The organism is Bifidobacterium choloepi, assembly GCF_010667615.1.
GTDB classification, from domain to species: Bacteria; Actinomycetota; Actinomycetes; order Actinomycetales; family Bifidobacteriaceae; genus Bifidobacterium; species Bifidobacterium choloepi.
Map to the genome: position 1 here is coordinate 133,952 of NZ_VYSG01000002.1, position 12,312 is coordinate 146,263.

Annotated in this window: 5 protein-coding genes; all 5 read left to right on the forward strand. The window is 67.4% G+C overall.

Going from position 1 to position 12,312, the window contains the following annotated elements:
* The first annotated feature begins 59 nt into the window (after positions 1-59).
* The 5 genes from F6S87_RS05770 to F6S87_RS05790 all read left to right on the forward strand — a co-directional run bounded on the left by F6S87_RS05770 (position 60) and on the right by F6S87_RS05790 (position 12,281).
* Positions 60-2,813 carry an HAD-IC family P-type ATPase gene (locus tag F6S87_RS05770; protein ID WP_163227707.1) on the forward strand — a complete coding sequence of 918 codons (2,754 nt, stop codon included), beginning with the start codon at positions 60-62 and terminating at the stop codon, positions 2,811-2,813.
* 154 nt (positions 2,814-2,967) lie between these two features.
* Positions 2,968-5,691: an aconitate hydratase AcnA gene (gene acnA / locus F6S87_RS05775; protein ID WP_163227708.1), complete on the forward strand. Its 2,724-nt coding sequence runs from the start codon at positions 2,968-2,970 to the stop codon at positions 5,689-5,691.
* A gap of 239 nt (positions 5,692-5,930) precedes the next feature.
* On the forward strand, positions 5,931-8,138 hold the full coding sequence (locus F6S87_RS05780) for a GmrSD restriction endonuclease domain-containing protein (protein WP_163227709.1): 2,208 nt from the start codon (positions 5,931-5,933) through the stop codon (positions 8,136-8,138).
* Between the two features lie 191 nt (positions 8,139-8,329).
* Positions 8,330-11,101 carry a glycoside hydrolase family 31 protein gene (locus F6S87_RS05785; protein ID WP_231129401.1) on the forward strand — a complete coding sequence of 924 codons (2,772 nt, stop codon included), beginning with the start codon at positions 8,330-8,332 and terminating at the stop codon, positions 11,099-11,101.
* 211 nt (positions 11,102-11,312) lie between these two features.
* Positions 11,313-12,281, forward strand: coding sequence for an ABC transporter ATP-binding protein (locus F6S87_RS05790; protein ID WP_231129402.1), 969 nt, complete (start codon positions 11,313-11,315; stop codon positions 12,279-12,281).
* The last annotated feature ends 31 nt before the right edge of the window (positions 12,282-12,312 follow it).

Here is a 12,312-nt window from a genome sequence, read left to right on the forward strand (position 1 = left end):
CGTGCCCAATTTCGCCGACACGGAGCTGAAATCCATCATTGTCCACTAGGGTGGGGAGCATGACTTCTCCAGCAGCTGCGCCGACGACGCCGACTTCACCGCGGGCGACGCTGCCCGACGTCGCCGAGGCGGGGCTGTCCGACGCCGCCGTCGCCGACCTGATCGCCGCCGGCCAGACGAACGCCGTCAAGGACAAGCCGTCGCGGTCGCTGGCCCACATCCTCCGCGAGAACATCTTCACGCTGTTCAATGGCATCATCTTCACGGCGATGGTCTTCGTGCTGCTCACCGGCTCGTGGAAGGACGCCGTCTTCGGCTTCGTCATCCTCGTCAACACCGGCATCGGCATCGCCACCGAGCTGCGCGCCAAGCACACGCTCGACAGGCTCTCCATCCTCGTCGAGTCGACATACACGGTGCGCCGCGGCGGTCACAACATCGACGTCGACCACAACGACATCGTCCTCGGCGACCTGCTGTGGCTCAAGGCCGGCGACCAGGTGCCGTCCGACGCGACGATCGTCGACAGCTGGGGCGTCGAGCTCGACGAATCGATGATCACCGGCGAGTCGAGGACCATCCGCAAGCGGCCCGGCGACGGCGTCTACAGCGGCTCGACCGTCGTCTCCGGCCTCGCGCTCGCGAAGGTGACGGCCGTCGGCGCGCATTCGTACGCCGCCGAGCTGACGGCGCAGGCGAAGGTCTACAAGAAGAACATTTCCGACCTCAACAGGGGCATCAACGCCATCCTCAAGTTCATGACGTTCCTCGTCGTGCCGCTGTGCATCCTGCTCATCTGCTCGCAGATGGGCACCGTCGGCGGCTGGAGCGAGGCCATCGCGACGGGCGCGTGGCGCGAAGCCGTCGTCTCGTCGGTCGCCGGCGTCGTCGGCATGATTCCGGAAGGCCTCGTGCTGCTGACGTCGCTGAACTTCGCGCTCGCCGCCATCCGCCTGGCCCGCAAGAACACGCTCGTCCAGGATCTCGACTCGGTCGAGACGCTCGCCCGCGTCGACGCGCTCAACCTCGACAAGACCGGCACGATCACCGACGGCACAATCCAGTTCGACTCGCTGCACCTGCTGCCGCACGGCGCCGCTGCCGATTCCGGCGTGCCGGCGCTCGCCGACGCCGAGACGCCGGCCGACCTGCTCGCCGACAACGTCCGCCTCGTCTCCGCCGACCCGGCCGTCGTCTTCGAGAAGCTGCCGACCGACGGCAGTGGCTCGCACGATTCTTCCGCGACCGGCGCGGCATCCGCAACGGCCGTTGCCGCGGCGACGCTGCCCGGCGAACGCGAGATCAAGCAGGCGCTGTACGACCTCGCCAACGAAGGCCAGCCGAACGGCACCGGCCAGGCCGTCCTCGACGGCCTGAAATCCCGCGGATTCGCGGCCGGCCACGTCCACGTGCGCGTGCCGTTCTCGAGCGCCCGCAAGTGGAGCGCCGTCGCCTACCTGCCACAAGAATTCCCGACGGCAGCCGGCATCTGGACGATGGGCGCGCCCGAGGTGCTGCTGTCGACGATCGCCGGCGATCACAGGGCGCTGCTCGAACGCGTCAACGACTACGCCGGCCACGGCAGCCGCGTGCTGCTCGTCGCCTACGAGCCGTACTCCGCCATGAACGGCGGCACGATTCCCGCCGACTTCGCCGACCATCCGCGACTGTCGGCGAAGGCCATCCCGATGGCAATCGTGCTGTGCTCCGAACACATCCGCGACGACGCCGAGAAGACGCTTGCCTGGTTCCGGTCGCAGGGCGTGCGCTGCCGCGTCATTTCCGGCGACAATCCGGTCACCGTCGGCGCGATCGCCGCGAAGGTCAAGCTGACCGGCGACCGGGAGCCGCGCGCGATGGACGCCCGCGACCTGCCGAAGGACATCGGCGAGCTCGCGAAGGTCATCGACGACATCGACGTGCTCGGCCGCGTGCTGCCCGACCAGAAGAAGGCGATCGTCGAGGCGCTGCACGCCCGTGGCCACACCGTCGCGATGACCGGCGACGGCGTCAACGACACGCTCGCGATCAAGGAAGCCGACCTCGGCATCGCGATGGGCAACGCCGCGCCGGCCACGAAGGCCGTCGCCGAGGTCGTCCTCGTCGACTCGAGGTTCTCGCACCTGCCCGACGTCGTCGCCCGCGGCCGCCAGGTCATGGCGAACATGGAACGCGTCGCGTCGCTGTTCCTGACGAAGACCGTCTATTCGGCGCTGATCTCGTTCGGCGTGGTGCTCACCGGCATTTCCTACCCGTACCTGCCGCGCCACATCAGCTATATCGGCGCGCTGACGATCGGCATTCCGGCGTTCATCCTCGCGCTCGCGCCGAACACGCGCCGCTACCGTCCCGGCTTCCTCAAGCGCGTCTTCGCGTTCGCATTGCCGTGCGGCATCGCGACGGCGCTGTCGGTGCTGCTGACGGCGTGGACCATCCCGATGGCGATGCACTGGAACATCGACCAGTCGGCCGCCGACCTGACGCAGCTGCGCTCGTGCTGCGCGATGATCCTGTTCGTCATGGGCGTCTTCGTGCTCGGCCGCGTCGCCCGGCCGCTCAACTCGTGGCGCGGCCTGCTCGTCGCCGCGTTCGCCGCGATCGGCATCGCCGGCCCGTTCATCCCGTTCGTCTCGCATTTCTTCCAGCTGTTCATTCCCGGCGGCAAGCTGCTCGCCGCCACCGGCCTCGCCCTTGTCGGCTCGGCCGCGCTGTTCTTCCTGTTCCTGTGGCTGATGCCCCGCATCCTGCCGCGCAACGATCCGTTTCCGTGGATCAAGGACGACGACGGCACGAAGCACATCGCCAAGTCATGAACCGGTTGCGAGACGGAAGGCTCGTCTGCCGTCTCGCATGACAGAACCCGTAACAAGCGCGTCACCCCCCGAACTGTAGTGTGAGCAGAGTGTGGGCATCGCACCCGAATGGATTGGCGTGCGCCGTTTGCCCGCCCAGTTTGGAGGAACCTCAATGGCCCTGCGCGACGACCAGCTCGACGTGCTCCGTGTCGGAGACGCCGCTTACGACTACTACCGCATTGCCGACCTGCCCGGCATCGACCACCTGCCGTATTCGCTCAAGGTGCTCGTCGAGAACCTCGTGCGCAACGAGGACGGCGCGAACATCACCGACGAGCACGTCAAGGCGCTGCTCGACTGGGATCCGGCCGCCGATCCGAGCCGCGAAATTCAGTTCACGCCGTCCCGCGTGGTCATGCAGGACTTCACCGGCGTGCCATGCATCGTCGACCTGGCCACGATGCGCGACGCCGTCAAGGCGCTCGGCGGCGACCCGGAGGTCATCAACCCGCAGGTCCAGTCGGACATGATCATCGACCACTCGGTGCAGATCGACAAGTACGGCGTCGCCGACGCCGTCGAGGCCAACATGGACATCGAATACCAGCGCAACGGCGAGCGCTACCAGTTCCTGCGCTGGGGCCAGCAGGCGTTCGAGAACTTCCGCGTCGTGCCGCCGGGAACCGGCATCATTCATCAGGTCAACATCGAATACCTCGCGTCCGTCGTCATGACGAAGAAGGAAGAATCGCGCAATGATTCCAGCGATTCGTCCGCGAAGACGCTGGCCTATCTCGATTCGTGCGTCGGCACCGATTCGCACACGACGACGGTCAACGGCCTCGGCGTGCTCGGCTGGGGCGTCGGCGGCATCGAGGCCGAGGCCGCGATGCTCGGCCAGCCGATCTCGATGCTGGTGCCGCGCGTCGTCGGCTTCAAGCTCGTCGGCTCGATTCCCGAGGGCGTCACGGCGACCGACGTCGTGCTGACGATCACCGACATGCTGCGCCGGCACGGCGTCGTCGGCAAGTTCGTCGAGTTCTACGGCGAGGGCATCGCCAACATTCCGCTGGCCAACCGCGCGACGATCGGCAACATGAGCCCGGAGTTCGGCTCGACCTGCGGCATCTTCCCGATCGACGACGTGACGCTCGACTACCTGCGCCTGACCGGCCGTTCCGACGAGCAGGTTGCGCTCGTCGAGGCCTATGCGAAGGCGAACAGGCTGTGGCACGACGTGAACGATCCGGACTACGTCGAGCCGCAATACTCCGAGTATCTCAAGCTCGACCTGTCGACCGTCGTCCCGTCGATCGCCGGACCGAAGCGGCCGCAGGACCGCATCGAGCTCGCCGCCTCGAAGAAGACGTTCGAGGAGACGCTGCCCGGCTACGTCACCGAGAAGACCGCGCGCGAACCGATCGCCGTGTCCACCGGTTTCCGCGGCGACTTCGATCTGAACAACGGCGACGTCGCCATCGCCTCGATCACCTCGTGCACGAACACGTCGAATCCGTCGGTCATGGTCGCCGCCGGCCTGATCGCCCGCAACGCGGTTGCCAAGGGCCTCAAGCCGAAGCCGTGGGTCAAGACGTCGCTGGCGCCGGGCTCGCAGGTCGTCGCCGACTACCTGGCCAAGGCCGGCCTGCAGGACGACCTCGACGCCCTGGGCTTCCAGCTCGTCGGCTTCGGCTGCGCCACCTGCATCGGCAATTCCGGCCCGCTGCTGCCGGAGATCTCGCAGGCCATCAACGACAACGACCTGACCGTCACGGCCGTGCTGTCCGGCAACCGCAACTTCGAGGGACGCATCTCGCCGGACGTCAAGATGAATTATCTCGCGTCGCCGCCGCTCGTCATCGCCTACGCGCTCGCCGGCACGATGGACTTCGACTTCGAGACGGAGCCGCTCGGCACCGACGGCGAGGGCAAGCCGGTGTTCCTGCGCGACATCTGGCCGACGAACGCCGACGTCGAGGCGACCGTCGCCGCGAACCTCGACCGCGACATGTTCGTCGCCGACTACATGTCGGTGTTCGACGGCGACGCCCGCTGGAAGGGCCTCGACGTGCCCGAAGGCGAACTGTTCGCGTGGAACCCCGACTCGACGTACGTGCGCCGGCAGACGTTCTTCGACGGCATGACGGCGACGCCGGCCCCGGTGACCGACATCCGCGACGCCCGCGTCCTCGCCTTCCTTGGCGACTCGGTGACGACCGACCACATCTCCCCGGCGGGCGCGTTCAAGGCATCGAGCCCGGCCGGCGAATACCTCGTCGAACACGGCGTGGCGCCGAAGGACTTCAACTCCTACGGTTCCCGCCGCGGCAATCACGAGGTCATGGTCCGCGGCACGTTCGGCAACATCCGCCTGCGCAACATGCTGCTCGCCTCCGCAGGCTGCGAGGTGACGCCCGGCGGCTACACCTACGACTTCGAGTCGATGAAGCCGACGACGATCTTCGAGGCGTCCCGCGACTACATCGCCGACGACGTCCCGCTCGTCATCATCGCCGGCAAGGAATACGGCACCGGCTCGTCGCGCGACTGGGCCGCCAAGGGCACCGCGATGCTCGGCGTCAGGGCCGTCATCACCGAGAGCTTCGAGCGCATCCACCGCTCCAACCTGATCGGCATGGGCGTGCTGCCGCTGCAGTTCCCGGAAGGCGAATCGGCCGAATCGCTCGGCCTCGATGGCACCGAGACGTACTCGATCACCGGCATCGCCGGACTCAACAGCGGCGTCACGCCCGAAACCGTGCACGTCGAGGCGACGCACGCCGACGGCACGAAGACCGAATTCGAGGCCGTCGTCCGCATCGACACTCCCGGCGAGGCGGACTACTACCGCAACGGCGGCATCCTCCAGTACGTCCTGCGCAACCTGATGAAGTAGAGCACGATCCCGGCTCCCTGGAAGGGAGCTGTCGAGCGCAGCGAGACTGAGGGTCGACCGCACGATGTCGCGAAGCGACGAGTGCGCGCTGGAAGGTGACCTTGCGTTCCGGCGCGCACTCCGCCTTCGGCGGTCGTGCGGTCGACCCTCAGTCGGCTTCGCCGACAGCTCCCTTCCAGGGAGCTTTTTGCTGTACTGTTGGTCATTGGAAAACGGTCGTTCATCAAAGGGAGTTCGTCATGGCGATCAGCGCGTCGGAAAAGGCCCTGTCCCGGGTGTTCACGTCGGACTACCGGTTCGTCATTCCGACGTTCCAGCGGGCCTACCAGTGGCGCCGCGAGCAGATGGCGCAACTGGTCGGGGACATCATCGACGCGTGCGGATCGTCCACCGGCCCCTACTTCCTCGGCTCGCTGATCCTCGTGCGCGAGGACGATTCGCCCGTCGCCGGCCGCCGCGACGCCGTCGCCGGCCGCCCGCAGGTCTGCCAGGTCATCGACGGCCAGCAGCGGCTCGTCTCGCTGACGATCCTGTTCGCCGTGCTCGAATATCTCGAGGACGACGACCAGCTGACGGCGAGCCTCGACGGCCTCGTCATCGAGGCCGGCGACAAGCTGCGCGGCATCGAGCCCGAACCGCGCCTGAAACTGCGCGACAAGGACGCCGTCTTCTTCCGCGAATACGTCCAGCAGGGCAACCTCGAGATGCTGTTCGACCTGCGCGAATCCGACTGCGAGACGCAGGCGCAGCGCAACATGCTCGACAACGCGCGCTACGCCTTCGACGAGCTCGGCCGCATGAGCGCCGAGGACCGCCACCGCTTCGCCACCTACCTCGTCAACGACGTCATGCTCGTCATCGTCGAGACCGGCGACCTGTCCGGCGCCTACCGCATCTTCGACGTCATGAACATGCGTGGCGTGCCGCTCACCGCCTCCGACGTGTTCAAGGCCAAGGTCGTCTCGTCGATCTCGCCCGGCGCCCGCGACGCCTACGCCCGCTGCTGGGACGACATCATGGAACCGTTCGGCGACGACGCCGGACGAATCGAGCGGTTCTTCGCCGACCTCCATCTCATCCTGACCGGCCGGCCGATGTGCGAGCAGCTGCTCGCCGACTTCTCCGCCGACGTGCTCGCTCCCTACTTCCACCGCGGCGACGCGATCGACTTCATCGACGACGTGCTGCGGCCGTACGCCTGCGCCTGGCGCATCCTCGACCATCCCGGCGAAAGCATGTTCGCCGACGACGTCAAGCGGCTGCTGACCGGCCTCAACGACTATCCGAACGACGACTGGCGTCCCGTCGCGATGTGGGGAATCGTCCACTCGGTCTCGAACATCGACGATCCGGACGCCGCGGCGGCGCTCGCCGGCGACGATCCGTCCGCCCGCGCCGACCGCGCGACATCCCGCAAGCCCGACCACGCGGCGACGGAGCGCAGCGCGCCGGCCGTGCCGCCGATGTTCCACGACGTTTCACGGCTGACCGGAATGCTGGCCGCGCTCGACCGCGTCGCCGGCATCGACGTGCTCAACGGCGAGGGCGCGCTCAAGCGACGCACGCGCGCCTGCGGCGCCATCCGCGACCTCAGGAAGGGACTGTCGCTGCAGCGCATCGGCGGCTTCGTCGTCTCCGCCGAGGAACAGCGCACGGCAATGATGCACCTGCGCGGCGAGCTCGCGCTAAGCGACGACATGAAGCGGCTGCTGCTCATCCGCGCCAACGAGCAGCGCGCGGGGGAGGGCATCGTCCGTCCCCGCAGCCTCAACGCCGTGCGGCTGCTGCCGGAACAGGTTGGCCCGAAGTCGACGTTCGCCGACTGGCCGGCCGACCTGTGCGACTACTGGGTGGACCGGATTGGCAACTACGCGCTGACGCAGGCGAGCGGCAAGTCGATGGCGAACCTCGACGACTTCGACGAGCGACGCGACCGGATCCTCAAGAGCGCGAGCTCGCGGCGCTTCCCGCTGACGGCGCAGCTGTCCGAACTGTCGGCGCTGACGCCCGAAGCGCTGCAGGCGCGGCAGGAGGAGACGATCAAGCTCATCGCCGCCGTCTGGCAGATCCGCTACGACGAGCAGGCACTCGTGACCAGCCCGTCGACGTCAATGGCCAACCAGGCGGCCGCCGCCGGCGGCGGCCACGGTTCGTCGCACCGCGCCAGGATCAACTCGCGGCGCGTCACCGTAGCCCAGGCCGTCAGCTCCGGCCTGCTGGCCGTCGGCGAGACTCTCGCCTGGGAACGGCCACGCAAGCACGAACGCTGGGAAATCACCGTCACCGAGGACGGCTTGCGCCTGCCCGACGGCTCGGTCGTCTCGTCGCCGACCGCCGCCGCCAAGGCCGTCTGTCCCGGCGCCTCCGCCAAGCTCGACGCCTGGAAGCGCGTCAGCGACGGCAAGAGCCTCGCCGACATCTGGCGCCTGGTGCGCAAGTACCACTGAACGGGTTCCCGGCCAGATCCCGAATTGTTCCCGACGGTACCCGCTCTCTGTGGATGTCGCAAACCCGGGCTACCAGCCCGGGTTTGCGACATCACGGCGGAACTGATCGGGGAGCGAGCCGGAGGCCACGGCGGGAACGGCGACGTGCCGGGGCGGCGCTGGCAGGATGGTGTCCGGCTACAGTGGTCCGCATGAGTAACGACGCTTTTTCCCGGTATTCCGATCCCGCCGACTTCGTGTTGGCGACCAGCCCGGCCATGCGCGACGATGCCGTCGTGCAAGGCGACCATTGGCGAATCGGGCTGATCACCGACTCGCTCGTCCGCTTCGAATGGTCGGATTCCGGCGAATTCGAGGACCTGCCGACGCAGACGGCGCTCGTGCGCGACTTCGGCGAGACGCCCGACTATACGGTGCGCCGTGACGAGCACGGCAACGTCGTCATCGACACCGGCCAGCTGACAATCGTCTACGACGGCAAGCCATTCTCGAGGGAAGGCCTGTCGGTCACGATCAACGGCCTCGACTTCTGGGCCAACACGTGGACCTACGGCGACAGCTCCGAAGGGCATGGCCCCGGCGGCAACCTCAAGGGCACCGCGCGCACGCTCGACGAGGTCGACGGCCGCTGCGAGCTCGAAGACGGCGTCATCTCGCACGAAGGCTGGGCCATCCTTGACGATTCGTCCTCCAACGTGCTCGTTCCGACGGGCGAATCGTCCCCGCTGGACGATTCGCCCGCGGCGACGCAATCGACGGACGAATCGTCCTCCAATGCGCACCGCAACCCGTTCGGCCAGTGGACGGCGCCGCGGGCCAGTCGCGAACGGGACTTCTATTTCTTCGGCTACGGGCACCGCTATGCCGACGCCGTCGCCGACTTCCAGCGGCTGACGGGCGGCACGCCGCTGCTGCCGCGTTTCGCGCTCGGCAACTGGTGGAGCCGCTACTATCCGTACCGCCAGGACGAATACCTCGCGCTGATGGACCGGTTCAAGGCCGAGGGTATCCCGTTCACGACGGCCGTGCTCGACATGGACTGGCATGTCACCAACGTCGACCGCAAGTACGGCTCCAGCTGGACCGGCTACTCGTGGAATCGCGAGCTGCTGCCGGAACCGGGGAGGCTGCTCGACGGACTGCACGCGCGCGGACTGAAGACGACCGTCAACGACCATCCGCGCGACGGCATCCGCGCGTTCGAAGACCACTACGACGAGGCCGCCCGCAGGATGGGGCGCGACGACATGTCGATCATGGCGGGGGAGCCGCTGGCGTTCGACGTCGCCGACCCGGCGTTCATGGACGCGAGCCTCGCCGTCCACCATGCACTCGAGGACGATGGCGTCGACTTCTGGTGGCTCGACTGGCAGCAGGGAGGCACGAGCCGGCAGCCCGGCCTCGACCCGTTGTGGATGCTCAACCACCTGCACTATCTCGACTCCGGTCGCCACGAGACCGTCACCGACCCGGAGACCGGCGAGACGACGACGCGCCGCCGCTGGCCGCTGACGTTCTCCCGCTACGCCGGCCCCGGCTCGCAACGCTACTCGATCGGCTTCTCCGGCGACTCGATCATGAGCTGGAAATCGCTGGCGTTCCAGCCCGAGTTCACGGCGACGGCGAGCAACATCGGCTACGGCTGGTGGAGCCACGACATCGGCGGCCACATGCTCGGCGAACGCGACGACGAACTCGAGGCGCGCTGGTACCAGCTCGGCGCGTTCAGCCCGATCAACCGCCTCCACTCGAGCTGCTCGCCATTCAGCGGCAAGGAACCGTGGAACTTCGGCCCGGCCGCCCGGCAGGCGATGACCGGCGCGCTGCGGCTGCGCCACGCGCTGATCCCGTACCTCTACTCGATGAACTACCGCGCCGCCGAACAGTCGATGCCGCTCGTCGAGCCGATGTACTGGTCGGCACCGGACGTGCGCGCCGCCTACGACGTGCCGGACGAGTACTGGTTCGGCACCGAGCTCGTCGTCGCGCCGGTCACGAGGCCGAACGGCGCGGCGTCGCTGCGTGGCCGCGCCGACGTCTGGCTGCCGGCCGGCCAGTGGTTCGACTTCTTCGACGGTCGCCGGTACGATGCCTCCGGCTCGAGTGCGCCGGCCGGCGGATCCGACGGCGCTCCGTCGTTCTTCGCCGGCGCGTCCGATGGCCGGTCGATGGCCGTCTGGCGCGGACTCGACCGCATTCCGGTGTTCGCGAAGGCCGGCGCGATCGTGCCGATGCAGCCGGTCGCCGAATCCGGCCCCGACGTCAACGCGATCGCGAATCCCGAACGCCTGTCCGTCGTCGTGTTCCCCGGCGCCGACGGCCGCTTCGTGCTGCGCGAGGATGACGGCGAATACGGCTCGCCGTCCGCCGACACCGCGATGACGTTCCACTGGAACGACGGCGAGGTCGCCGAGTTCGCCGTCGACGCCGTCCGCAGTGCCGATCCCGCGGCCATCGCCGCCGTGCCCGCCGGACGCCGCTGGTCCGTGACGTTCCGGGGCGTCGCGCCGGTCGTTGCCGAAGAGGTGACCGTCCTCGTCGACGGCCAGTCAGACGCCGTTGTCAGTACGCCGTCCGCTTCCGACAGTGCGCCCTCCAGCGACAGCACGCCGTCCGGTGCTGTCCCGTTCTCGGTGCGTTACGACGAGCCGACGATGAGCCTGACCGTCGAGCTGGCCGACGCCGTGCCGTCGGCGTCGGCGTTCTCCATCCGGTTCGCGCCGGGCACGCTGCGCTTCGCCGACAACCCGGTCGTCGCCGATGTCGAGGACCTGCTGCTGCACGCCCAGATGCCGAACATGACGAAGGAACAGGTCTTCCAGATGGTCAGGGAGCAGGGGCCGCGCGCGATCGCCGCGTTCGCCACGCTCGAGGCCGGCGCCGGCGTGGACGAGAACATGCGGGGAACCTGGCTGCCCGAAGACGTGGCCGGGGCGGTCAGTGAAATTGTATTGAGGAGTTGACTTCGCACTTTCTGGAGGAGCATTTGGAAAGTGCGAAGAAGTCCTTCCGGCCACGCATGAGGGAACCCTGATATTCCGGACCCTGTTCTGCCTGTCGTCTCCTGTACCGGCAAGAATTGTTCGCACTTTCCAAATGCCCCCTTGGAAAGTGCGAAGTCACCATGACAAACGTCACCATTTCGTCCCCTGTCGCCTTGGTTCAATGGTGACCATGACCACTACAACCACCACTGCTGTCCATGTCGCCGGCCTCGTCAAGCGTTACGGCGAACGCATGGCCCTCGACCACCTCGAGCTCGACATCCGCGAGGGCGAGGTTTTCGGCCTGCTCGGCCCGAACGGCTCCGGCAAGACGACGGCGATCAACTGCATTCTCGGCCTGCTCACCTATGATGCCGGCACCATCACTGTCTTCGGCGAGCAGCTGACGCCGTCGAACTACGGCCTGAAGCGCCGCATCGGCGTCGTTCCGCAGGACGTCGCCGTATTCGAGGAACTCAACGTCACCGAGAACATCATGTACTTCTGCTCGCTGCATATCGCCGACAAGAAGCGCCGGAAGTTGCTCGTCGAGGACGCCATTGAGTTCGTCGGGCTGGGCGATTACCGCAAGAACCGGCCGAAGCAGCTGTCCGGCGGCCTGAAACGACGACTCAACATCGCCTGCGGCATCGTGCACCGGCCGGACCTCATCTTCTTCGACGAGCCGACCGTCGCCGTCGACCCGCAGTCGCGCAACGCCATCCTCGAGGGCATCCAGCAGCTCAACCGCGATGGCGCGACCATCGTGTACACGAGCCACTACATGGAGGAGGTCGAGCAGATCTGCGACCGCATCGAGATCATCGACCACGGCCGCAAGATCGCGCTCGGTACCGACGACGAATTGAAGCGGATGGTCGACGCCGGCGAGCGGATTGTCGTCGAGACGCCGGCGCTCGCCATCGACGACGGCCTGCGCGACCGGGTAATCGGCAGGCTTCGCGACCTTCCGGAAGTCGCGGCCGTCACGTTCGACGGCACGCAGCTCGACGTCCAGTGCGGTCGCGGCGAGAGCAACACCGTCGTCGTCCTTACCGTCCTGACCGACCTGAACGTTCCGTTCGGTCACCTGACGTCCCGTCCGCCGACATTGAACGACGTCTTCCTCGAGCTGACCGGCACCGCCCTGCGCGACTGACGTTTCCGCCACGCCTTCCAGAGAGAACGAA

Excerpts from the sequence above, each read along its gene's own strand:
- F6S87_RS05770 (WP_163227707.1), top strand. The coding sequence starts at position 60 with ATGACTTCTCCAGCAGCTGCGCCGACGACGCCGACTTCACCGCGGGCG.
- F6S87_RS05790 (WP_231129402.1), top strand. The coding sequence starts at position 11,313 with ATGACCACTACAACCACCACTGCTGTCCATGTCGCCGGCCTCGTCAAG.
- F6S87_RS05785 (WP_231129401.1), top strand. The coding sequence starts at position 8,330 with ATGAGTAACGACGCTTTTTCCCGGTATTCCGATCCCGCCGACTTCGTG.
- F6S87_RS05780 (WP_163227709.1), top strand. The coding sequence starts at position 5,931 with ATGGCGATCAGCGCGTCGGAAAAGGCCCTGTCCCGGGTGTTCACGTCG.
- acnA (WP_163227708.1), top strand. The coding sequence starts at position 2,968 with ATGGCCCTGCGCGACGACCAGCTCGACGTGCTCCGTGTCGGAGACGCC.